We start from the raw sequence: 25,565 nt of genomic DNA on the forward strand, positions 1-25,565 counted from the left end.
GGGTTACTCTCTCCAGGGCGATAACAACGTCTGCGCATGAACGGCGGACCGTTCATTGGGCACATAAAAGGCGATTTCGGTGCCCGGCTCAAGACGGCGAATGTGCAGCCCTTCACCATAGAGCAGCTTAACGCGGTGGTGAACATTCAGCAGACCAATTTTATTGCCGGGCATCTCGTTCGACTCCACCCGCTCAATCACTTTTGGATCGATTCCGTGGCCGGTGTCGCGCACCGCCACCCGCACGCGGTTGCCGCACTCTGCGACGCTTATCGTCACCACGCCCTTGCCCTTGCGCGGCTGAATGCCGTGGACAATGGCATTCTCCACCAGCGGCTGGATCAACAGGCTTGGGATCACGCAGTTTACTTCTTCATCAATGTCATAGATGACGGTGAGCTTATCGCCAAACCGCGCCTGCTCGATGGCGATGTAATCCTTAATCTGGTACAGCTCTTTTTTGATGTCGATCTGCTCGTCATCCTTCAGCTCAATGTTGTAGCGCAGGTAGCGCGACAGATTGAAAATCAGCTGCCGGGCGGTGTCCGGATTGAGGCGGATCGAGGAGGAGATGGCGTTCAGGGCGTTGAACAGGAAATGGGGATTAATTTTACTCTGCAGGGCGCGCAGTTCGGCCTTGTTGGCCATCTCCCGCAGCTGCTCGGCACGGGACACCTCCAACTGGGTGGAGATGATCTGCGACAGCCCGACCGCCATCTCCTGCAACGACGAAGTAATCTGGTGCGCGTGGCAGTAGTAAATTTTTAGCGTGCCGGTGACGACCCCTTTTTCCCATAGCGGGATCACCAGCATGGAGTGGATCTCCGGCGTGCGGTGGGCTTCATCGTTATTCTTGATAATGATTTTGCCGTCGCTGATGGCCTGGCGGGTGGTGGGGCTGACGGTATCGTCATTGTCCCGGTAGTTATGCTCGCCCACGCCCACGTAGGCCAGCACCCGGTTAATATTGGTAATGGCCACCGCATCGGCGTGAATATCGGTGCGGATGATGTCGCACACCTGACGCAGGGATTCGGCGTTAATATCGCGAAACAGCGGCAGGGTTTTGTTGGCAATATCCAGCGCCAGCTTGGCCTGGCGGGCGGCGCTGGCCTCTTTTTCACCCTCCACGCTCTGCACCAGCAGCACGATAAAGCCGATGCAGACGGTGCCGAGGATCATCGGGATACCGATTTTCGACACAATATCCAGCCCCAGCTCGACGGTCGGTGCCCAGGCCACCACCAGAATCATGGTCATCGTTTCACAGACCATCCCACCGATAATGCCCGCCCGCCAGTGCTGCTTTTTGGCGAAGTTGCGGTTGATCCAGCCCGACATGACCCCCGCGATGATGCAGGTGATCAGGCAGGGGACAGCCGTCACGCCGCCGATATCGATCAGGTAGCGGTGAAGCCCGGCGATGACGCCGGTGATGATCCCCACCCAGGGGCCAAACAGGATCCCGCCGGACATCACGGCAATGATACGCACGTTGACCAGGGAGCCCTCCACCGGTACCCCGGACCAGGTGCTGAACAGGGCAAACATCGAGAAGATGACGGTGACCGCCAGCAGCTCGCGCGGCGAGTGGGCGGATTTATGCAGCAGCTCGCGGAACAGGCGGATGCGGATCAGGAAGAACAGGCAAATCAGCATTAATGCCGCGCGATCGAAGACCGCCAGCAGCATATTGAATATTTCGTGCACGGGTAAACCTGGGAAATCGGGAAAGAACCATGATAGAAAACCTGACGCCCAATGACCAGTTATCCGTCGATTTTATGAAATGAGGAGAAACCATACTTTTCAAAGGGGATAGGTCCGGATTTCCCCGGACGTTGCGCGGGTAAGAAAACCCACCCGAAAGTCGTAAATCTTATGATATTAAAATGTTAAAGAAAGGGCGTCAGAGAGACCCTTTTTAATTTTTACTTCCCGTTTTAACTGCAGCAGAGTTCCCGTTTTAGCGCTACGTTATTTTTTTTATTTCTGGCTCTCGACAAGCCGAATTTGTTCAGGTTATTTTCTAAGCACGCCACGCATCGTGGCGACGTCGCTCGGACGGTCCGGGCGCTAACGTTATCTGAGGTAGGTATGGCTGATTCCAGTCCTGAACGTCGTTTTTCGCGTATCGATCGTCTCCCCCCGTATGTGTTTAATATTACTGCTGAACTGAAAATGGCTGCGCGTCGGCGTGGCGAAGACATTATTGATTTCAGTATGGGCAATCCGGACGGCGCCACGCCGCCGCATATCGTGGAAAAACTCTGCACCGTTGCCCAGCGCCCGGACACGCATGGCTACTCCACCTCCAAAGGGATCCCGCGGTTACGCCGCGCCATTTCGCGCTGGTATCAGGACCGCTATCAGGTAGAAATCGATCCCGAGAGCGAAGCTATCGTCACCATCGGCTCGAAAGAGGGGCTGGCGCACCTGATGCTGGCGACGCTGGATCATGGCGATACGGTGCTGGTGCCGAACCCCAGCTACCCGATCCATATTTACGGCGCGGTCATCGCCGGGGCGCAGGTACGCTCCGTGCCGCTGGTGGAAGGCGTCGACTTTTTCAACGAGCTGGAACGTGCCATCCGCGAAAGCTATCCGAAGCCGAAGATGATGATCCTCGGCTTCCCCTCCAACCCGACCGCCCAGTGTGTCGAACTCGATTTCTTTGAAAAGGTGGTGGCCCTGGCGAAGCGTTACGACGTGCTGGTGGTTCACGATCTGGCCTATGCCGATATCGTCTATGACGGCTGGACAGCGCCGTCGATTATGCAGGTCCCCGGGGCGCGCGACGTGGCGGTGGAGTTCTTCACCCTGTCGAAAAGCTACAACATGGCGGGCTGGCGTATCGGCTTTATGGTCGGCAACAAGACCCTGGTCAATGCCCTGGCGCGTATCAAAAGCTACCACGATTACGGTACCTTTACGCCGCTGCAGGTAGCGGCCATTGCTGCCCTCGAAGGGGATCAGCAGTGCGTGAAGGATATCGCTGCGCAGTACAAACGCCGTCGCGATGTGCTGGTCAAAGGGCTGCATGAAGCGGGCTGGATGGTCGAGCTGCCGAAAGCCTCGATGTACGTCTGGGCAAAAATCCCGGACGCCTACGCCGGAATGGGCTCGCTGGAGTTCGCCAAAAAGCTGCTGCAGGATGCGAAGGTCTGCGTTTCACCGGGCGTGGGCTTTGGCGAGTACGGCGATACGCACGTTCGTTTCGCGCTGATTGAGAACAGCGACCGTATTCGTCAGGCGGTGAGAGGCATCAAGAGTATGTTCCGTGCCGACGGCCTGTTGCCACAGGCGACAAAAACCTCGCCAGAACAGACTGCTGAGTAAGTACCAAAAAAAACAGGAGCCCGTGGCTCCTGTTTTTTTAACTGCATTTTCTTCGCTCAGTTCATCATCAGGGCAAAAGTGCCGACCCAGGCGAACACAATAACTGAAAAACCCATAAAGAAATATTTCACGTTCATCGCTCCGCGTATATCGTGATACGCATTAAATACAGAGTCCAACTGAGTATAGAGAGATGAAGTCAGGCCAGAGCGGAAATGAGAATTATCCCCGTTTTGGCGTCAACTCCAGCTCAGAATTCTGTGCTTTCAGGTAGCCAGACGGCGCTAATGTACGCCTAAATTTCAGGGGTGACAAGAGGCATTTTTTTAAATAATTTCCGCGACTTACGAGTGTCGTGGAACGGCGACAGTTTAATTTCCCAGGGTAATAAATTGCCCTTGAGCAACATAGCCTGCTAACTATTATTAATGGTGATTACAGGTGATTGAAAAGATTCGATTCCTGGTTTAACCGTCGCCCTGCAGCCCCCTCGGTCGCAAAAAGCTGGGCACTGGCTGAGTTTTAAAGAGCGATAATTCCCGTTCCAATCTTTTATTCATATTTTTAAATAACCTTGTGATTGAAATTATATCCTGAAGGGATGTAAATTCTTTTCGCCAGTAAATTGCTGGCTCTACGGTTATGCCAACAAATATTAATGCGCTACTCTGTTGTGATTATAAATATATCCATATTAGTAATTACGCTGCGATTTTTATTGTGGTGTGGCTAGTCTGTTTTAAATAATACCTCACATGTGTTACCTCGCTCTTTTATTAAGAGGGTGGTTTATACCTCTATGCTGTTAATGCTGAAATTATTACCAGGTATAGAGCTTAACGTATTTCTCAATGGCAAATTAATGAAAAAGAACATTCAGGGTCTGGACCAGTATGAAGGCGCTGCGGGTGGCTGGGGCGCCGTAAAAGCCTGTGCATCCCACGTGCTCACCCAAAAGTCTCCGCTGCGCGACACTATTGCTCTCTTTAAAATGAATCAGGATAAAGGATTTGACTGCCCCGGATGCGCCTGGCCCGATCCAGAACACCGTTCGCCAATGGAACTTTGCGAAAATGGCGTAAAAGCCGTTTCATGGGAAACCACATCGAAGAAAGCCTCGCCCGCATTTTTTGCCCGTCATACGGTAAAAACATTATGGGAAATGAGTGATTACGAGCTGGAAAATAATGGCCGGCTCACGCATCCAATGAAATATGACATTATTACCGACACCTATGAGCCTGTGGCCTGGGAACAGGCTTTCGCGGAAATTGGCGATATTATGCGTGGGCTCGCACCCGAACAGGTTGAATTCTATACCTCCGGACGTACGTCTAATGAAGCCGCATTTCTGTATCAACTCTATGCCCGCGAATATGGCAGCAATAATTTTCCTGACTGCTCCAATATGTGCCATAGCCCGACGGGTACCGGCTTGGGTTCATCCATCGGCATCGGAAAAGGTACCGTTGAACTAAGCGATTTTGACGCCGCCGACCTCGTTATCTGCGTGGGGCACAACCCCGGCACCAATCACCCGCGCATGCTGGCGACGCTGCGCGAAGTGGCCCTGCGCGGGGGCAAAATCGTCTCGGTGAATCCGCTTCGGGAGCGCGGACTGGAGCGCTTTAGCTTCCCGCAGTCGGCAAAAGAGATGCTCACCGGCGGGCACACCGAACTCTCCGGGGAGTATTTCCAGATACGTATTGGTGGGGATGCCTGGTTCTTCCGCGGGGTAATGAAGGCGCTGCTGGAGCTGAATACCCGGCGGGTCGAGCGTCAGCAGCCGGCGGTGATTGATAACGACTTTATCGCCAGCCAGACCGCCGGTTTTAACGCGTTGAAGGAGGATCTGCTGCGTCTTAAGTGGACTGATATCGAACGGGGTGCCGGTCTCGATCGTCAGGCCATCAACGCCTTCGCGGAGATGTACGCCCGACATGAACGGGTCATTATCAGCTATGGCCTGGGGATCACCCAGCACCGTAACGGGACGCAAAACGTTCAGCAGCTCATTAACCTGCTGCTGATGCGCGGCAACATGGGGCGTAAAGGGGCCGGGATCTGTCCGCTGCGCGGTCATTCTAACGTCCAGGGCGACCGCAGCGTGGGCATTAATGAAGCCCCGGATGAAGCGTTCAACTTGCGGCTTGAGCAGCACTTCGGCATCACCGTGCCCCGCGCCCATGGCCGGGCGTCAGTGGAGAGCATCAAGGCCATTGAGCGCGGCGAGTCCCGCGCCTTGATCTGCATGGGCGGCAACCTGGCGGTAGCGATGCCGGAGCCGCAGCGCATCTTCCCGGCGATGCAAAAGCTGGATCTGCAGGTTCACGTGGCGACCAAGCTCAATCGCTCGCATCTGCTGGTGTGCAAAAACAGCTGGATCCTGCCGACGTTAGGCCGCAGCGAACAGGATGTGCAGCTGTCCGGCATCCAGTCGGTGACGGTGGAAGACTCCATGAGCATGGTTCACGCCTCCACCGGCGGGCTTAAGCCCGCGTCGCGCTGGCTGAAGTCCGAGCCAGCGATTGTGGCCGGTCTGGCACGCGCCACGCTGCCGAACAGCCCGGTAAACTGGGAAGCGCTGGTCAGCGATTATCGGCTGATTCGTGACGCTATCGAGGCGGTGATCCCCGCGTTTTATGATTACAACCAGCGCATTGCGGCCCCTGGCGGCTTTCGTCTGGATAATCCCGCCTCCCGGGGCGAATATCGCACGGCGTCCGGCAAGGCGACTTTCCATGTCTGCACAACGGAAGCCATCAGCGAAGACAGCCTGGTGAACGGGGAGCTGATCCTGGCGACGATCCGCAGTCACGATCAGTACAACACCACGATTTATGGCATGGACGATCGCTATCGCGGCGTGACCGGACGCCGGGACGTGATTTTCCTCAGCCAGCAGGAGGCCAGCCAGCGCCAGCTGGAACAAGGCGATCGGGTGGACATCACCGCGCTCGACGACAAGGGGCATGCCTGCCCGGGTCGGGTACTGCGTCGCCAGACGGTGCATATCGTGTCGATGGCAACAAAATCCATTGCGGCCTATCTGCCGGAAGCGAACGTTCTGCTTTCGCTGGATGCGGTGGATGAAGAGAGCCTGACCCCGGCCTATAAGAGCGTGCCGGTAAGCGTGTCGAAATCAATGGAATAGCGGGAAGCGCCTGCTGATAAAGGGTTATCAGCAGGCATCGGCTTTAGCGGTAGAGAGACGATTCACCCTCGGGACGGGTTTTGAAGCGGCGATGCACCCACAGATACTGCTCCGGCGCACGCATGATCTCTTTCTCGATCACCTTGTTGATCCAGGCAGCGGCAGCAACCTCTTCCTGCGGATAGTTTTCCAGTTCCGGCATGATAAACAAGCGATACCCGCTGTTATCGGTTTTTCTCACCATCGTCACGGTCAGCATCGCCGCTTTGGACAGGCGTGAAATCACGAATGTCCCGTTGGTGGTGGCGACATCTTTCACCGCAAAGAACGGAGCGAAGCTGCTGCCGTTGCGGCCATAATCCTGGTCGGGGGCAAACCACACCGCTTCCCCTTTTTTCAGGGCGCTGACCAGTCCGCGTAGGTTATTACGGCTGATCATTGCCTTATTGGAACGCATGCGACCCCGGGTTTGCACCCACTCCATCAGCGCGCTGTTGTGTGGCCGATAGGTGGCCATCATCGGCTGGCAGAGCCCCATAACGCGACCGCCCAGCTCCAGCGACATAAAGTGCACGCCGATCACCATCACCCCGCGGTTTTTAGCCTGCGCGCGCTGTAAATTTTCCAGACCTTCCACATCGAACCATTTGCGTACCCGTTTGTCCGGCCAGAACCAGGCCATCCCCGTTTCCAGTAACGCCATGCCGATGGATTTAAAATTTTCAGTAATCAGATGCTCGCGCTCTTCGGGCGACAGGGCCGGGAAACAGAGTTCGAGGTTTCTGCGGCCGATGGATTCCCGGCGTTTCAGGAAACGACGCGAGAGGCTACCGAGGGTGGAGCCCAGCCAGAGCAGCGCCGGGTAGGGAAGTTGTACGAGCAGCCACAGGACACCCAGACCAAACCACGTAAACCAGTAACGCGGGTGCAAAAGGGCGAGTGTGAATTTGCATTGAGACAAGATAAAACAACCTTATGAAGAGTGTGTTGGTAGCGTCAGACGGGCGATACGCCGTACTGCTTATATGACCCGTATTAATAGTAATGGTTCCGGGCTGTTACCGTACAGGTCGACTGGTCTGATAATGCACTTTGCCGTTGGGCGGCGTAATGTAGCACTGAATATATCTTAACGGCTATCACTACTTTGTGCTTAAAAATACAGCAAAATACAGACCTGTTTATTGTCTCTAAAAAGACCTTATTTTTCACGCGTTTCATAGCCAAAATCAAAGCCCATCAACAGGTTCTGGCGTAGGGCGTGGTTGAGCGGATAGCTATAGCTTTGCCCGATACTGACTGCATGAATGACCCGCAACAGCGTGCCGCCGCCCAGCGCTGAAGGCTCTCCGGTAATCGCCACGTCCGCACCCTGTAATCCATGGCGTAAGGCGTGCCAGCTCGGAGAGGCCGTGATGCTGTTATTCATCACGCTGAACATCCCCAGCAGCAGGCAGATCAGTAGCACCGGAAAGGTTAGCGGATGACGGTTGATCAGGCGAATCGGACGCCACGAGGTGATATACAGCAGGGCCGCGCTCAGGGGAAGCAGCAGCAGATAGAGCAGTTTCGCCAGATGGGTGAGGGCACCGAGCAGCGAGAACATCAGCGCAATCGGCGGGACAATCACCGCCCGCGCGGCATCCTCTCCCTGTTTTTCATTTTCGCCGCCCGGGCCGTAGCTTGCCTGCGCGGCCTGCAGGCGCGGGAGCTGCTGTTGCACGACGTAATCAAGATGAGGACTTTGCAGCTCAATCGCAAACTGTTTCAGGGCATCGTCTTTGCGGTATTCAGGACGAACCCTGCTCTGGCGGGGGAGCGCCAGCTGGTCACGCAGCCTGTTCTGCACCACGTCCAGCATGAAAAACGTCTCCCAGTCGAGTCGGGCAGGGATGAGCTCCCCGTGATAACGCACGTCTGTCTGCGTCATCGGATAGTAGCTGAGATAATCCTTATAAATTTCCGCCCGCGCTGCCAGCCAGGCTTTGTAATAGCCGAGGAGCCCTCCCTCCCGGACGGTGATGCTGTCGCGCAGGTTTTGCGCCGCCTCGCTCTCGAGCAGCGGGTGATAGCGGCTGACCGAACTCATCAGCAGCGGCAGCATCGCCAGAAAGGCTTTCCCCGAGGGGCTGGTCCAGGTCTGGCGCTGCCCGCCGCCGGGATCCAGCGGGATCCCCTCCAGCGTCTGCTGCCCGTCAATTAACGATTGCTGGTAGAGCTGGGCCAGCAGCGACTTCTGGCGAAATTCACCGGTGCTTTGCGCGACCTGGTGTTCAATCACACGTTCCACCGTCTGCCAGGTGACCACGCCGGTCAGCAGGCAGAGTGAAAACACCATGCTTGCCACGTACAGCGGAGGAAACTCGATGCCGCGTTTTTTCAGCCAGGCGTTGCCTGCCAGCACCAGCTGTAGCACCAGCAGGGCTGCGGCGATGGCGGTTAACGCCCGGCCATAGCCTTCCATGCTGTGAATGTCGTCGGGCGTGGAGAGGCTACCCACCAGATCCAGCAGGCGCGAGTTGAATGCCAGCTCGCAGATGAGGTAGGTGAGGGTGATCACAATCACCAGGCAGTTCTGCCACAGCGGCAGCGTCGGGCGTTTAATCGCAGGGCGGGGACTGAGTTCACCGATAACGCGTTCCGTCATGATTTCAGCTCCAGACTCGTCTGGCGGGTTATCGCCGGTTGCCAGATCTGCTCGGGCAACGAATTGTCCAGCACCGGTACCGGCCTGGGCTGACGCTGTTCTGCCGCTTTGAACTGCGGCCGTTTTTTTGCTTTGACCGGCTGTGGTGCGTCTTCTGGCGCTGCTATGTACGGTTCCTGCACGCGCTGCACCGGCATCACCGGAGGTTGAACGTACCCGGGGCGATAGTATTTTTGTACCGGTCGGCCCCGGCTGGCGGCATTGTCATAGGAAGAGCACCCGCTGACGCTCAGGAGCAGCATTAACAGCATCAGCCCGCAGCGGGGTATTTTTTGCAGTGGCATGCTCATCGATTTGTCCTGACCCTGTATCACAGCGGAGGGGTGTCTCCTTAACTGTAATGGGGAAATTTAATTCAGGCAGGTGTCTCGCCTGAAAATCCCCTCTCTGTGCCGCTTCGGTGAGGCGGCGATAGGGTCAGTATGTATTCACCACCAACATTCACTCCTCATGATTTTTTATTATTCATTGCCTGCACCTCAACCGATGGCATGAGACCAAAGCGGCTGTCCAGCGCCATCACCAGCATACATTCGCCCTTCACGCTGACGGCACGCCAGCCCGCGCCGCGCTCGCCAATTGCCATTCCCTGTGATTTCAGCTGCGCGATCAGATCCGCAAACTCAGCCTCGTTAACCGGGCGCGGCTGCCAGAAGGTCCGTTTATTGTCGGTAAAAATCGGCAGCAGCTGGATCTGCGGCGTCGCGTGGGCGAGCAGCAGGCGGACGATAAAACCGTACGCGGGCATGCCGCGCTCCTGATACTCGCCGTTACTGTTAAACACGGCGTTGCCGATGCTGTAGACCACCAGACTCTCGCCCAGCCGGGCGGCGTCGCCCACCATATGCGGCCCGGAGCCGATAATGAGATCGGCGCCGGCTTCGCTCAGGCGTTTCGCCAGCGCCCGCTGTCCGGCGGTGGTCCAGCGGTAGTCCAGCCCCCAGTGGGCCAGCACAATGGTGGTGGCCGGACGGGGGCTTGCTTTCTCCTGGCGCAGCTGTTCGATCAGCCCGCCGCTCAGGCAGGCGACGCCCGCGCGGCGGGAGCGGGCGTAGAAGGCGCACTCCTGCTCCATATAGCGTCGATACCAGTAGGCGCTGAAAATCTTGTACTCTCTGCCGCCCACCGTCAGCACCAGCGGGGCATGCGCCTGCTGTGCGTTGAGACCGGCCCCGATGCAGGCGATCCCACCATCGCGAAATGCCGCCAGAGTGCTGTGCAGGCCCGGTAACCCGGCGTCCATGGCGTGATTATTGCCCAGGGCCACCGCGTCGATGCCCTGTTTACGCAACGCGGCAACCGAGGCGGCCGGATCCCCGGTCAGACAGAACGGCTTTCGGCCCTCCAGGCTGGCGCTCAGGTCGGTGGCCAGGGCCGCTTCGAAGTTGGCGAGAGTAAAGTCACTCCCGCACAGCAGCGGGGCGAGAGCCGCAAAGCTGTGGTCATACCCGTGGCGCTGCAGGGCGTCATCAATCCCGCGCGCCTGGCGTCTGCGGGTGTACCACTCGCCAAAATAGGTGTCGCCCAACAGGGTGAGGGTGGCAGCTGGCTTTTCGATCTGCCGTGCGACGGACTCCGGAACGAGCTCCCTGCCTTCAGCGTTGGCCAGCAGCGCATCCAGCAGATAGTCGAGATGGAAAGCGTCATCCGCCCCGGCGGCGCAGGCCAGCCACAGCTCGCCGGCAATCCACTGCAGCGCAATGCCCCAGCGCCCGGCACTGAACTGCCCCCAGGCGCTGCCGTCACTGTGCAGGTTGCTGCTTTTACGGTACACCCGCTCGCCGATGGCTGCCTCATGCTCCCCCAGCCACGGCAGCAGATGCGGGTAGCGCTGGTGGAAATGACGCACCAGCCGGGCGATATCCGCCAGCGTGGTGCGCTGGCCTGGGCGGGGGCGGCCGGAGACGTTATTGAGATGGGTGTGGCGCATCTCCAGCGTGGCGATCCGCGCCCGAAGCTGTTTCAGCGCCTCTGCGCTGCTGCCCGCCAGCAGCTCCGCGAGGTGAATGGCGGCATCGCAGGCGTTATGGATCAGCATCCCCTGCACCAGTGATTTTACGGTAACTGTGCTGCCCCGCGGCAGGCCGAGCGCCGGGTTGCCCTGCAGGATGGTGGCGGCAATGTCGCGCACGTTGACCGGGGTGTCGAGGGTGATTTTTTTCGCCAGCAGATGCTCCGCGACGCAGGCGGTCAGCAATAACTGGCTGAGATAGCCCGGCGCAAAGGTGCTGTCGCTTAGCTCAGACACCCGCTGTTCGCCGGTAGACAGGTTGATCAGCAGGCGGGCGGTCTGCCCTTTCCCGAGGGCAGTCGGCGCGGCGAGGCGGGTTTTCAGCAGGCCGACGACCTGCTTAAAGTCGGAATTGCGCGTGCTGCCTTTGACCAGCACGATATCGCCGCCGCGCAACGCGGGCGCTGCGGCATCCACCAGCGCCTCCGCGGTGAGGAAATGGCCTGCGCGAACCCCCTCCGGCAGGGCATCGTGCAGAGCTGCCATCTCCTCACCGTGCAGAAAGGCCTGCTGGCAACCCGTCGCCAGCAAGGGATCCGCCAGCGCGCGGTGGATCGCCCCGGCCTGCTCGCCGAGATTGACGATCCGCCCGAGCAGGGCAACGACCCGGCCACCGCCGTCGCGGGCACGCTGCGCCGCCACCTCAAAGGCGTTGAGCATCGACAGGTATTCAGCGTTGTAGCTGTCATCAATCAGGGTGACGATCCCGCCGGCCGGCAGCGGCAGGGCGGTGATACCCATATGCTGCCCGTCGCCGCGCCAGGCTTCGAGGCGGGTGATGCTCTGCGCCACGCTGACGCCCAGCAGATCGGCGGCTATCAGCGCCGCCACCGAGTTAAGCGCGGCACCCTTACCGGGGACTGCCAACCGGTAACTCAGAGTCTGATTGCGGAACGTGAGGGTAATCTGGCTTCCGCCCTCATCCGGCGTAAAGGTTGTAATACGCGCGTCAGCGGCGGAATCGAAACCGTAACTGATGATGCGGGCCCCATCCCGGGTAACCCCCGCTGCCACAATGTCATACCCGGCCATATCGCGGTTTAAAAGGGCGTAGCCGCCCGGAATCAAACCGTGGCTGATGCGCGATTTAAAGCGCGCCACGTCCTCGAGATTGGTGACGCTTTTCCCTACTTGGGTGATACCGATTTCGGTCACGATGACGATATGCGGCTTGATCCGCGGGCCAATCCCGCCGTTGCGCATCCACAGCGCCGAGATCGCTACTTCTATCACCACCGCCTGCGGATTGCCGGCTGCACGCGCCAGCGTGAGGGCTGCCCCCGTGCGCGTATTATTACTCTCGCGAGTTGCCACCACCGACATGCCGGGGGCGAGGATGCTGTTCAGCATCGCTTTCGTTGAGGTTTTTCCCACCGTTCCGGTGATGGCCACCAATTTACCGTCCAGCCGCCGCCGCGCCTCTTCTGCCAGCCACTGCAAAGCCTGATAGCTATTGCCGACCACCAGCTGGGGAAAGTCCGGGGGCAGATCCTCAATATGTCGCTGGACAATTGCCCCACAGTAGCGGGAGGCGTGACGCGAAAGTGACAAATGGGTGTCGGTCCAGTTCGCGTAAATACCGGTATTTCCGGATCCCTTCAGCCAGGTGTCGGTATCCATGGCAATAAACAGGCAGGGACGGGAATATTGCGCCTTGTCATGAGAAAGGGTGATGTCGTCCGCACGCCAGTCCCCATCCGGGCGATTATGCCACCGGCTGCCGGGCAGTTTTTCGAGATCGGCGGCCGTCCAGCCCGGTGCGTCAGCAGGGCAGTGGCGGGTTGATGTCTGGCTCATGGTCGTGTCCTTACGGTGTTGGGGAATGCCCGCGCTGCGGACAAAGCCGAATGGCGTTGATAGCGGCATTGCCCGTCAGATCGTGATACTCCGGCGGGGCGGCGGGACGTTCGAGCAGCATCACCCGGTGGCCATGCTGGCGCAGCGCAGCGGCAAAGCGCGCCTGCAGATCGAACGGCGTGTTGCGATCCTGCGGGTTGCCGATCACCAGGATCAGCCGCAGGGGATCGGCGGCGATCCCGCTAATATGGTCGAGGGGATCCCAGGGATGAGGCAGCCCGGTGCCGTCCAGCGCAGGGGCGGGGGGAGCATTGCGCTGCTGGCGCATGCGTTGCGCCCGTTCCAGCAGTCCCCAGGCGCCGGAAGTCAGTACCGCGCAGTCGATATCCCGGCGACCGGTGGCCAGCAGCGCCGAGGCCGCAGTGGCACCACCGCTGTGTCCGTTGAGGATAAAACGCTGAATGCCGTAGCGGGCTTTGATGGCGTCGAGGGCGGCCGCAATCGCCTGAAACTCTTCCGCCTGGCGACGACGGTAGTGGTTGCCGCTGGAGCCATAGGTGCCGGGACGGGCGATGATGATCGTCGGCAGACCGGTCTGGCGCAGCATGGCCCGGGCCTGACGGCGCTGGGCATCGGCGGTATTGCCGGGGATGGCGTCGGGCGAGCGTTTAATCTGTGAAACGCGGTCGCCTTTCAACACTACCAGCACCAGCGGGGCATCGCGCAGATTGCCCGCGCTGAAGTAGCGCATACAGGCCACGCCACTCGGGTACTGCACCCAGGCGGCGTCGTTGCTGGTTGGGCAGTGCTGTCGGCTGGCCGGTTGGTTCCACAGCAGTGGCGTTTCAGCGTGAGCGAAAACGCTTAGCAGCAGAACCCATAACGCACACCATCGACTCACAACACCGCTCCGGGGGAAACAATAGGCATACAGAATACACAACTTGTCACACATAATGGTATCATCGGTTAGGATTTTTCTGACAAGGTTCCTCTGGCGTTATCAGGAGTTAACATGCCGCTCAGCGACTTACTTGCGCAAACCCGCCCGGCGATGGAATTGCTGGATGTTGCGCCTAAACCGCCGATTTGCCCCGCCTGGGCACTCTTTTTTAGTGCTTCCGACAGCCAAAGCCGTGCGCATATTGTGCAGGGTTGCGGCGATACCTTTGATCAGGCCTGGCTGCAGGGTGCGCAGGCACTACAGCAGTGGCAACAGCAGAGCGGCACCGACGTCTGCTGGCTGCGGGTTGATCTCGTCGATAAGGTGGAGGCGCTGCGCTGGGACACGCTGGAAGCCCGATTAGCCAAAACCAAACGTAACTATTTTCGCTATGGCCTGAGCCTCGATCCGGCGTTTCGCTACGCCATGCTGGAGCAGGAGATTGCTGCCAACGCGCTGCTCTACCACGGCGACCACGGCGTCGCCACGCCGAATGCCAACAACCTGGCCCATTTCTCCCGTCGTCGCTTCGGCGCGGTGCTGAGCTGGCCCGAGCAGCCGGACCAGAGGCTTTGGCGCTTCACCACCCGGGCGCTGTTTTGCGACGGCGAACAGCTGCTGCCCATCGAGTCGACCGGGCGGAACAGCGGCTACCGTCAGCTCCCCGACTGGCAGGAGACGGCGCTGGAGCCGATGATCGCCTCGGCCACCGACTATCTGGCGCGTCAGATCACCGCTTCCGGGCGCTACCAGTACGGCTGGTTCCCCTGCTTCGATCGCGCCATTCCTACCTATAACGCCCTGCGCCACGCCAGTTCAACCTATGCCCTGCTCGAAGGCTGGGAAGTGACGCGAGAGCCTGAACAGTTCGCGGCCATCGAGCGGGCGCTAAACGACCTCTGCGTCAGCTTTATTCGCACCTTTACGCTGCCGGATGGCAGCGAAGCCGACTTCCTGGTGGATACCGGCGACGAAATTAAGCTCGGCGGCAACGCGGTATGTATCCTGGCGATGGCGAAATACAGCGAGCTGACCGGCGATAACCGCTACCTGGCGCAGATGGCGCGGCTGGCGAACGGAATCGGCTTTATGCAGGATCCGCAGACCGGCGGGTTTGTCCATGTGCTTAACGCAGGGGATCTGTCGCTCAAGGCGGCGCACCGCATTATCTATTACGACGGCGAAGCGGCCTTCGCGCTGATGCGCCTCTACGGGCTGACGAAGGCGCCGCGTTGGCTGGCGATGGTCGAGCGGGCAATGGACCACTTCATCGAACAGAAGCACTGGCAGGCCCACGATCACTGGCTCAGCTACTGCGTAAACGAGCTGACGCTATACCGGCCGCTGGAGCGCTACTACCAGTTTGGGCTGGATAACGTGCGCGACCATCTCGACTTTGTCCAGAACCGGGTCACTACTTATCCCACGCTGTTGGAGCTGATGATGGCGGCCTCTCGGATGATTGCCCGGCTGGAAGCCTCGCCGCATAAGCACCTGCTGGCGGGGTTCGATATGGACGTGTTCAACCAGGCGCTGGAGACCCGCGCTCGCTATCTGGCCAACGGCTTTTTCTGGCCGGAACTGGCGATGTTTTTCAAAAACCCGCCGCGTATCCTCGGTAGCTTTTTTATTCGTCACCACAGCTACCGGGTGCGGATCGACGATGTTGAGCACTACCTCTCTGGCTATGTCGCGTATCGCCAACGCTGGCGTGCCCAGTCAGGCGAGCAGTAAGTCTCGTCCATGCGACCTCCTCGTTCCCTTCTCCCGGTGCGTTGTCGACGCTGGCTGTCGCTCTGGCTGGTGGTATTGCTGGCTATCTCGCCCGGGCTCGGCGCTGGCTGGGATTTCAGCGCCATCAGCACCCGCACCGAACGGCTGTATGGCCCGGCCACCCCCGCCGCCCGACAGCGGATCGATGAGTGGGCGGCCTTGCTTAACAAGCCGTCGCAGGGCACGATCCAGGACAAGTTAAATGAGGTTAATCAGTTCTTTAACGCCAGAATGGCTTTTCGGGATGATATCGTCGTCTGGAAGCAGCAGGATTACTGGGCCACGCCGATTGAATTTTTGCGTAAAGGGGCAGGGGACTGCGAGGATTTTGCGCTGGCGAAATATTTCACCCTGCGCGAAATGGGCGTTCCCGCAAACCAGTTACGTATTACCTATGTAAAAGCACTCGAACTGAATCAGGCGCACATGGTGGTGACGTGGTATCCCACCCCCACGGCGATCCCGCTGGTTCTGGATAATCTGAAAACCGCCATCCTGCCGGCCACCCAGCGTACTGACCTGCTTCCGGTCTATGCGTTTAACGGCGAAGGGCTCTGGCTGCCGCAGTCCGGCGGCAACAAACGCGTGGGCGACAGCAAACGGCTCTCCCGCTGGCAGGATCTTCTCACCCGAATGCGTGCAGAAGGATTTGTAATTAATGAATAGGATAGGGCCATGTCTCTTTATAAACAGCTACTGATCGGCATCTGTTTATTTACGTTCGTCATTTTCTGCGGGAACTTTGTGGTGACCCTGGAAAGCTCGCGGGAGCAGTACCGCAACCAGCTCAGCGCCCACGCGCAGGATGCGGCGACGGCGCTGGGGCTGTCGCTGACCACCCATATCGACGACCCGACCATGACCGAGCTGATGGTGAACTCCATCTTCGACAGCGGCTATTTCTACCGTATTCGCGTGGTGGACATTAAGACCAATAAACCGCTTATCGAGCGCAGCGATGTGCCCCAGGATAGCCACGTCCCGCAGTGGTTCGTGCGGCTGGTACATCTCAGCCCCGGCGAAGGTGACGCCATTGTGATGCGCGGCTGGAGCCAGGTCGCCCGGGTCGAGGTGGTCAGCCATCCGATGTTCGCTCTGGGTCGCCTGTGGAACAGCGTCGTCGCCAGCTTTTTGTGGTTGACCGGCTGTAGCCTGCTGTTCCTGCTCGCCGCCACTCTGCTGTTACGTCGTACGCTGCGCCCGCTTAACTTTATTGTTGATCAGGCGATGGCCATCTGCCGCCGCGAGTTCCTCAACGTATCGGCGCTGCCGAAGACCCCGGAGCTGCGCCGGGTGGTTGAGGCTAACAACATGATGGTGACCCAGCTTAAGGCATTATTCAGCGAGCAGGCCCGGCGCACCGAATCCCTGCGACAGGAGGCCTACCACGACAGCCTCACCGGGCTGAGCAACCGCCGCGCGTTTGATATGCATCTGCAGTCGCGTCTGAGCGATGAAGAGAACGCCGCCGGGCACATCCTGCTGCTGCGGGTTCAGGATCTGATGGGCCTCAACCAGCGTCTGGGCGGTGCAAAATCCGATCGGTTGCTGGTGGCGGTGGCGGATATTCTCACCGGCCTGCAGCGCAACTATTTTCACAACGAAGGCTTTGTCGCCCGCGTGCGGGGCGGGGAGTTTGCAATTATCGCCCCGCTGATCCTGGGGCAGGATATTGATAACCTGACCACCGCGCTCAGCACCCAGTTGAAGGCGCTGTCGGAGACGGGCATGAGCGACGTTGCGCCGGTCGCCCACTTTGCGCTGGTGCCTTTTAACGTCGGCGATACCCCGCAGGCGGTGCTGGCCCAGGCGGATCAGGCGCTGGCGAGAGCGGAAACCGAGATGCGCTTTTTTGCCAGCTCCGATACCGTATCGACCTCCGAGCGCGAAGAAGATCATCACAGCTGGTACACTCGCCTGGATGCGGTGCTGACCAACGGCGCATTCGAACTGTTCTCGCAGCCGGTGTATGCGTGCAATAACGCGCATGTCGTGCTGCACCACAAGATCCTCGCCCGTATTAAAACCCAGAAGGGGGAGCTGGTGCCGGCGGGTCGCTTTATGCCGTGGATCCACCGTCTCGATCTCAGCCGTCGCATGGATATCGTGATGCTTCAGCAGACCCTGCACGAGCTGGCAAAATCGCCGCGCCCGCTGGCGTTGAGTATCAGTGGTGCCAGCGTTGCCGACGACCAGAGCCTGAACGCCCTGCTACAGCCGCTGAAAGGCGCGCCGCAGCTGGCGGGCTTGCTGACCCTTGAACTGGATGAGAACGAGCTTCCTGATGTTGAACGCGTGAACGTCCTGGTCAGTCGCCTGAAGGCGCTGGGTTGTCGTCTGGGGATCCAGCATTTTGGTGGCCGTTTCCACCTTATTGGTAATTTACCGCAGTGGGGTTTGGCCTGGATTAAAGTTGATGGCAGTTATATTCGGGATATAGACAGCGAAGACGATAAAAAACTGTTTATTGAAGCCATTTACTGGGCGACCCGCCAGATTAATTTGCCGCTTATTGCCGAACGTGTGGAAACAGCGGGCGAACTGGCGATTCTGGAAAATATTGGTCTGTATGGCGCGATGGGGCGCTATTTCGCTGACGCCAGCACGCTGCGCGGAAATTAACCACACAAATTTAGTGGAGACTGAAAATGTATTATCTTGAACGCGATACGGAAAGACGAATTATTCGGGTGGAGCTGACGCCCTTTTCCACCATGACGGAACAGCATGATCTGTGCACGCCCGAGATTGACGAGTGGATGCGTCACCGGGACGCTCGCGAAGCCACCCTCTATCAGCTGCGGCAGAGCGACCTTGAGATGGTGCGCGTGCTGGAAGACCTGATCGAAGTGCTGATGAGCAAAGGCGTCATCACCATTACCGACCTGCCACCGGCCGCGCAGGCTAAACTCACCAGCCGCGCGCAGGCGCGCCGCTCGCTGAGTGGTCTGGAAGGGTTAATTGCGGATGATGACGAGGGGCTTATTTAATCCCTTTTATAACCTGATGGGATTAATCAGCAACTCCCTGGGGGTTATTGGCCTGCTCCCTGGTTTGGTAGGACAGACCTGTTTAGATTCCTGTTTATTCATGTCATCAATTAATATAAGCCCCTGACTCGGGCCTGAATCAATAAAATCGTTGTTGAAAGGCGTATCCTTGTCAGTATTGCACAGCAAATTACTAATAAAGATTTAATTCTCTTTTAGCATTCTAAGCCTGAGCAATGGAAGAATTGGGCGAGAAAGGAGTGAGGGAAACAATATATGAGCGGCGTATCTGGGATCGTCAAAGCAGTAATAGGGCAGGTATTTGCAGTCAGTCCTGATGGCAGCACGCGGTTGCTGACCGAAGGGGACCGGATCCTCAACGGAGAACAAGTCCAGACGGGCGCGACGGGTGCGATTACCATATCACTACCGGACGGCAAACAGCTCGATCTGGGCCGTGACAGCCATTGGGACAACGCAGGGCACGTGACCACTGACGCCACGGCGGCCGAGCAGCAGGACGTTGCGGCTATTCAGCAGGCCATTGCCGACGGGCAGGACCCGACGCAAACCCTGGAGGCGACGGCCGCAGGTCCTCAGTCCGGTGGAACTGGCGGTGAGCCAGGCGGCAGCGGCGGAGGGTCACATACCCACGTCGTGCTCGATTTAACCGCTGAGATTGTTGATCCTGATGCGGGTTACCCGACGATCGGCCTTGATTTCCCCGACGATGAGCGCCCGGAAGAATTAACGCTGCTTGATATTGACGATTCTGATGCGGATGCGGACTCCGATGCTGATGCTGATGCTGATGCTGATGCTGATGCTGATGCGGACGCTGATGCCGACGCCGATGCCGATGCAGATTCTGACGCTGACGCCGATGCGGATGCGGACACAGATGCCGATTCCGACGCGGACGCCGATGCAGACGCCGATGCTGATGCTGATGCTGATGCGGACGCCGATGCAGATTCTGACGCAGATGCCGACGCCGACGCGGATGCAGACGCCGATGCAGATTCTGATGCAGACGCCGATGCGGACGCTGATGCCGACTCGGATGCAGATGCTGATGCCGACTCCGATGCGGATGCCGACTCCGATGCCGATGCGGATGCCGATGCGGATTCCGATTCCGATTCCGATGCTGACGCCGATGCGGATGCAGACGCTGATGCAGATGCGGACGCCGATGCTGATGCCGATGCCGATGCTGATGCTGATGCCGATGCCGATGCCGATGCCGATGCGGACGCCGATGCAGATTCTGATGCAGATGCGGACGCCGATTCCGACGCTGATGCCGATGCAGATGCCGATGCGGATGCGGACTCCGATTCTGACGCTGACGCCGATGCGGATGCAGACGCCGATGCAGATGCGGACGCCGATGCTGATGCCGATGCCGATGCCGATGCCGATGCCGATGCCGATGCTGATGCCGATGCAGATGCAGATGCCGATGCTGATGCCGATGCCGATGCCGATGCCGATGCCGATGCCGATGCCGATGCCGATGCTGATGCCGATGCAGATGCAGATGCCGATGCCGATGCCGATGCCGATGCAGATTCCGACGCAGACGCCGACGCCGATGCTGATGCCGATGCTGATGCCGATGCCGATGCCGATGCCGATGCCGATGCGGATGCGGATGCGGATTCCGATTCTGACGCCGACTCCGACTCCGATGCAGATGCAGATGCAGATGCAGATGCCGATTCCGACGCTGATGCGGACGCCGACGCCGATGCTGATGCTGATGCCGATTCTGATGCCGACGCGGATGCCGATGCCGACGCAGATGCCGACGCTGATGCTGATGCGGACGCCGATTCCGACGCTGATGCCGATTCTGATGCCGACGCCGACGCCGATGCGGATGCAGATGCCGATTCTGACGCCGATGCGGATGCGGATGCGGATTCTGATGCCGATGCGGACGCCGATTCTGATGCCGACGCGGATGCCGATGCCGACGCAGATGCTGATGCGGACGCCGATTCCGACGCTGATGCCGATTCTGATGCAGACGCCGATGCAGATGCCGATGCGGATGCGGATGCGGATTCTGACGCCGACGCTGATGCCGATGCGGATGCCGATTCTGACGCCGATGCGGATGCGGATTCTGATGCCGATGCGGACGCCGATGCCGATGCGGATGCGGATGCGGACGCCGATTCCGATGCAGATTCCGATGCTGATGCAGATTCTGACGCCGACGCCGACGCGGATGCTGATTCAGATGCAGATGCCGATGCTGATGCAGATTCTGACGCCGACGCCGACGCGGATGCTGATTCAGATGCAGATGCCGATGCCGATGCCGATGCAGATGCAGATGCAGATGCGGATTCGGATTCGGATGCCGATGCCGATGCGGACGCCGATGCCGACGCCGATGCGGACGCCGACTCCGACTCCGACTCCGATTCTGACGCTGACGCTGACGCCGATTCTGACGCTGACGCCGATGCTGATGCGGACGCTGATGCCGATGCCGATGCCGATGCGGATGCAGATGCCGATGCCGATTCTGACGCTGACGCCGATGCCGATTCTGATGCCGACGCCGACGCCGATGCGGACGCTGATTCCGACTCCGACTCCGATTCTGACGCTGACGCCGACGCTGACGCTGATGCCGATGCCGATGCCGATGCTGATGCCGATGCCGATGCTGACGCCGATTCCGACGCGGATGCCGATGCGGACGCTGATTCCGACGCTGATGCGGATGCGGATGCCGACGCAGATGCCGATGCTGATTCAGATGCCGATGCTGATTCAGATGCCGATGCCGATGCCGATGCGGACGCCGATGCGGATGCTGATTCAGATGCCGATTCTGATGCGGATGCCGATTCTGATGCGGATGCGGATGCGGATTCCGACGCCGATGCGGACGCCGATGCCGATGCCGATGCTGACGCTGATGCGGATGCAGACGCCGACGCCGATGCTGATGCCGATGCCGATGCAGATGCAGATGCAGATGCAGATGCGGATGCGGATGCGGATGCGGATGCGGATGCTGACGCCGATTCCGACGCGGATGCAGACGCCGATGCGGATTCGGATGCCGATGCAGATGCCGATGCTGACGCCGATGCGGATGCGGATGCAGACGCCGATGCGGATGCCGACGCCGACGCCGATGCTGACGCTGATGCCGATGCCGATGCCGACGCCGACGCCGACGCCGACGCCGATTCCGACGCGGATGCGGATGCGGATGCGGATGCGGATGCGGATGCGGACGCCGATTCCGACGCCGATGCGGACGCCGATGCGGATGCTGACGCCGATTCCGACGCCGATGCAGATGCCGATTCTGATGCCGACGCAGATGCCGATGCGGATGCCGATGCTGACGCTGATGCCGATGCGGATTCGGATTCGGATGCAGATGCAGATGCAGATGCAGATGCGGATGCGGATGCGGATGCGGATTCTGATGCAGACGCCGATGCAGATGCCGATGCAGATGCGGATGCGGATGCGGATGCGGATGCGGATTCTGACGCCGACGCTGATGCCGATGCAGACGCCGATGCGGACGCCGATGCCGATGCCGATGCGGATGCGGATGCGGATGCGGACGCAGATGCCGATTCCGACGCCGATTCCGACGCGGACGCCGATGCAGATGCCGATGCCGATGCGGACGCCGACTCCGACTCCGATTCTGACGCTGACGCCGATGCTGATGCGGACGCTGATGCCGATGCCGATGCCGATTCTGACGCTGACGCCGATGCAGATTCTGATGCGGACGCAGACGCCGATGCGGATTCAGATGCGGATGCTGATGCGGACGCCGATTCCGATTCTGACGCCGATGCTGATGCTGATGCTGATGCTGATGCTGATGCTGACGCCGATGCGGATTCTGACGCTGACGCCGATGCGGATGCGGACGCCGATTCCGATGCAGATTCCGATTCTGACGCCGATGCTGATGCTGATGCTGACGCCGATGCGGATTCTGACGCCGATGCGGATTCTGACGCTGATGCCGATGCCGATGCGGATGCCGATGCGGATGCCGACGCCGACGCCGACGCCGATGCGGACGCCGATGCGGACGCAGATGCAGATGCAGATGCAGATGCCGATGCGGATGCCGATTCCGATGCGGATGCGGATGCCGACTCTGATGCGGACGCCGACGCGGATGCTGACGCCGATGCAGATGCCGATGCGGACGCGGATGCAGATGCAGATTCCGATGCTGATGCAGATTCTGACGCCGACGCCGACGCCGACGCGGATGCTGATTCAGATGCCGATGCCGATGCGGACTCCGATTCCGACGCTGATTCCGATGCGGATTCAGATTCTGACGCCGATGCGGATGCTGATTCAGATGCCGATTCTGATGCGGATGCGGATGCGGATTCCGATGCGGACGCCGATGCCGATGCCGATGCCGATGCCGATGCCGATGCAGATGCCGATGCTGACGCCGATGCTGATGCTGATGCCGATGCCGATGCCGATTCTGATGCAGATGCAGATGCCGATGCGGATGCGGATGCGGACTCCGATTCTGATGCTGACGCGGATGCCGACGCCGACGCCGACGCGGATGCCGATGCGGATGCCGACGCCGATGCTGACGCTGATGCCGATGCCGATGCCGACGCCGACGCCGACGCCGATTCCGACGCGGATGCGGATGCGGACGCCGATGCGGATTCTGATGCGGATGCCGATTCTGATGCCGACGCCGACGCCGACGCGGATGCGGACGCCGATTCTGATGCTGACGCGGACGCCGATGCCGATGCGGATGCGGATGCAGATGCAGATGCAGATGCAGATGCGGATGCCGATGCGGATGCCGATGCCGATGCTGATGCGGACTCCGATTCTGACGCCGACGCGGATGCGGATGCGGACTCCGATTCTGATGCTGACGCGGATGCCGACGCCGACGCCGACGCGGATGCCGATGCGGATGCTGACGCTGATGCCGATTCCGATGCGGATTCAGATTCTGATGCCGATGCCGATGCCGACGCGGATTCTGACGCCGATGCTGATGCGGACTCCGATTCTGACGCGGATGCGGATGCGGACTCCGATTCTGATGCTGACGCCGACGCCGACGCGGATGCTGATTCAGATGCCGATTCTGATGCGGATGCGGATGCGGATTCCGACGCCGATGCGGACGCCGATGCCGATGCCGATGCGGATGCGGATGCGGATGCGGATGCTGACGCCGATGCGGATGCAGACGCGGATGCAGATGCCGATGCCGATGCCGATGCCGATTCTGACGCCGACGCCGATTCCGACGTCAAACTGACCGTTACCGTTACCCCTGGCGATAAGACGACCGAGACGTCAGACGACAAAATCATCCACATCAACGGCGGCAGCGGCGATCCTAACGGTTACGATATCCAGAACGGCGTGATCGTGGCGATCGGCAGTAACGTGCACGTCTGGTTAACCCCGGATAGCCCGGACGGCAAGATTCAGGGCGACTTCGTGCCTAAGGCCGCCAGCCCGGATCAGATTCACTACTACGACAGCCAGGGCAACGCCAATGGTAGCTCTGCGTATCATACCGATATCTTCGTGGTGGGCGATCATACCGGTGGTTATTACCAGCAGGGCGACTGGTCGAGCGATCGCTATGACTTCAGGCCGCTGAACGGCATTACCGGCAACCAGGGCGTGCCGGAAGGCGAGGCGGGCAAGGACTATATCTTTGTTCAGGGTAACGCTGACGATTACACCGTAACGGGTGTCGATCACCAGAATCACCAGAACAATGAAATTGATAATATTCATATCACCGATAAAGACGGACATTCGCCATTCCAGAACGCCAATGGAATGGAGGGCGTTGTTTTTGGTGACGGGCCTTCCTCCAGCCTCGGCGGCAATACTACCGTCAGCACAACGGCCACCCTGAACCTCGACGTTAACCTCGAAAGCTCAGACAGCAGCGACCACCTGAACAGCATCACGCTGGGGGGCATTCCTGAAGGCGCGACCTTTACGGGCAACCACACCAGCGTCACTTACGATGCGGAAAATAAGGTCTACATACTGACCTTTGATAACGATACCTCGCACTTTACCGGCCAGGTCAGCGTTGAGCTTCCGGACGGTAAGAGCGATTTCGGTGATATCACGCTGGAAGTGGACTCTACCGCCTCCGATCAGCACGAAACCGACTTCACCGTCGACGGTAAAGAGGGCGGAACCTTCGTCAGTGAAAGCCACGGTGGGGAAGAGCATACCGATGACGCAGTCGACGACGATCACCCTCTGATGGCCAGCCACAGCGTTGAGGAGCACCATGCCGATCATGACGCTGATGAGAGCGATAAGCAGACGCATGCCAGCAGCCTGGATGCTGACGATCGCGCCGCCTCGTTAATTGACGACGACAATCTGCTGCTCAATACCACCGCAGAGCATGGCGAGCCGACGGCATCGGCCGATCATGCCAGTGATGCGCTGCTGGGCGATACGCAGAGCGAGACCCTCGCCACCCTGCAGAGCGCCAGCCCGGGTCAGGACGAGCAACTGAACTTCAACGATCTCATCCATGACGACGAGCATCACGATCTCAGCAACCTGATCCAGGCCGGGCCGCAGAGCGACGCGGCGGATACTCCGCCGGAGGTCGAACATGTTCCTGCCGAAGGCGGCGAGATAGCCGGAACAGACGGTTACGATGCTGGTAACGAAGAGATGCTGGATAACCTGATCGCGAAACCGGAAGATCACGCCTGATCGGGTGCCGCGCAGCGTGCTGTTGGGCTCTGCGCGGCAACAAAAATGACATGAACTCAGGTCGGACGAGGGATCCCGTCCGA

At 59.3% G+C, this 25,565-nt stretch carries 14 protein-coding genes; 7 read left to right on the forward strand and 7 right to left on the reverse strand.

The window, feature by feature from the left end:
* Positions 1–3: 3 nt before the first annotated feature.
* Positions 4–1,710, reverse strand: a complete 1,707-nt coding sequence (locus V7Q49_RS00075; protein ID WP_333848714.1) for a sensor histidine kinase — start codon at positions 1,708–1,710, stop codon at positions 4–6.
* 387 nt (positions 1,711–2,097) lie between these two features.
* On the opposite strand from V7Q49_RS00075, the gene alaC reads away from it, so the two are divergent.
* A complete protein-coding gene (gene alaC / locus V7Q49_RS00080; RefSeq protein ID WP_333848715.1) occupies positions 2,098–3,339 on the forward strand; it encodes an alanine transaminase in 1,242 nt (413 codons plus the stop codon).
* 56 nt (positions 3,340–3,395) lie between these two features.
* Here alaC and ypdK read toward each other — a convergent pair whose 3' ends face one another.
* Positions 3,396–3,476, reverse strand: a complete 81-nt coding sequence (ypdK, locus tag V7Q49_RS23480; protein WP_098946261.1) for a membrane protein YpdK — start codon at positions 3,474–3,476, stop codon at positions 3,396–3,398.
* Positions 3,477–4,201: 725 nt separating this feature from the next.
* Between ypdK and V7Q49_RS00085 the strand changes: the two genes are divergently transcribed.
* Positions 4,202–6,493, forward strand: coding sequence for an FdhF/YdeP family oxidoreductase (locus V7Q49_RS00085; protein ID WP_333848716.1), 2,292 nt, complete (start codon positions 4,202–4,204; stop codon positions 6,491–6,493).
* A gap of 43 nt (positions 6,494–6,536) precedes the next feature.
* Here V7Q49_RS00085 and lpxP read toward each other — a convergent pair whose 3' ends face one another.
* The 5 genes from lpxP to V7Q49_RS00110 all read right to left on the reverse strand — a co-directional run bounded on the left by lpxP (position 6,537) and on the right by V7Q49_RS00110 (position 13,909).
* Complete coding sequence (gene lpxP, locus V7Q49_RS00090) at positions 6,537–7,457, reverse strand: kdo(2)-lipid IV(A) palmitoleoyltransferase (protein ID WP_333850457.1); 921 nt, start codon at positions 7,455–7,457, stop codon at positions 6,537–6,539.
* Positions 7,458–7,694: 237 nt separating this feature from the next.
* Positions 7,695–9,140 carry a hypothetical protein gene (locus V7Q49_RS00095; protein WP_333848717.1) on the reverse strand — a complete coding sequence of 482 codons (1,446 nt, stop codon included), beginning with the start codon at positions 9,138–9,140 and terminating at the stop codon, positions 7,695–7,697.
* Positions 9,137–9,490 (reverse strand): hypothetical protein, encoded by a 354-nt coding sequence (locus V7Q49_RS00100; protein ID WP_333848718.1) that lies wholly within the window; start codon positions 9,488–9,490, stop codon positions 9,137–9,139. Before V7Q49_RS00100 ends, V7Q49_RS00095 begins: the two co-directional genes overlap by 4 nt.
* 158 nt (positions 9,491–9,648) lie before the next feature.
* Positions 9,649–13,008 carry a CapA family protein gene (locus tag V7Q49_RS00105; RefSeq protein ID WP_333848719.1) on the reverse strand — a complete coding sequence of 1,120 codons (3,360 nt, stop codon included), beginning with the start codon at positions 13,006–13,008 and terminating at the stop codon, positions 9,649–9,651.
* 10 nt (positions 13,009–13,018) lie between these two features.
* Entirely contained in the window at positions 13,019–13,909 is an 891-nt protein-coding gene (locus V7Q49_RS00110) for an alpha/beta hydrolase family protein (protein WP_333848720.1), read from the reverse strand.
* A gap of 114 nt (positions 13,910–14,023) precedes the next feature.
* Here V7Q49_RS00110 and V7Q49_RS00115 point away from each other — a divergent pair, with 114 nt between their 5' ends.
* The 5 genes from V7Q49_RS00115 to V7Q49_RS00135 all read left to right on the forward strand — a co-directional run bounded on the left by V7Q49_RS00115 (position 14,024) and on the right by V7Q49_RS00135 (position 25,482).
* Positions 14,024–15,685, forward strand: a complete 1,662-nt coding sequence (locus V7Q49_RS00115; RefSeq protein WP_442913050.1) for a Mur ligase — start codon at positions 14,024–14,026, stop codon at positions 15,683–15,685.
* Positions 15,686–15,694: 9 nt separating this feature from the next.
* Positions 15,695–16,390, forward strand: coding sequence for a cysteine protease LapG (lapG, locus tag V7Q49_RS00120; RefSeq protein WP_333848721.1), 696 nt, complete (start codon positions 15,695–15,697; stop codon positions 16,388–16,390).
* A 9-nt stretch (positions 16,391–16,399) separates the two neighbouring features.
* The gene (lapD, locus tag V7Q49_RS00125; RefSeq protein ID WP_333848722.1) at positions 16,400–18,346 is read left to right on the forward strand and encodes a cyclic di-GMP receptor LapD; all 1,947 of its coding nucleotides are present in this window, start codon (positions 16,400–16,402) and stop codon (positions 18,344–18,346) included.
* Between the two features lie 26 nt (positions 18,347–18,372).
* Positions 18,373–18,714 carry a tryptophan synthase subunit beta gene (locus tag V7Q49_RS00130; RefSeq protein WP_333848723.1) on the forward strand — a complete coding sequence of 114 codons (342 nt, stop codon included), beginning with the start codon at positions 18,373–18,375 and terminating at the stop codon, positions 18,712–18,714.
* Positions 18,715–18,990: 276 nt separating this feature from the next.
* On the forward strand, positions 18,991–25,482 hold the full coding sequence (locus tag V7Q49_RS00135; protein ID WP_333848724.1) for a hypothetical protein: 6,492 nt from the start codon (positions 18,991–18,993) through the stop codon (positions 25,480–25,482).
* Positions 25,483–25,565 lie beyond the last annotated feature (83 nt).

It is taken from the genome of Leclercia sp., assembly GCF_036780805.1.
Lineage (GTDB): Bacteria > Pseudomonadota > Gammaproteobacteria > Enterobacterales > Enterobacteriaceae > Enterobacter.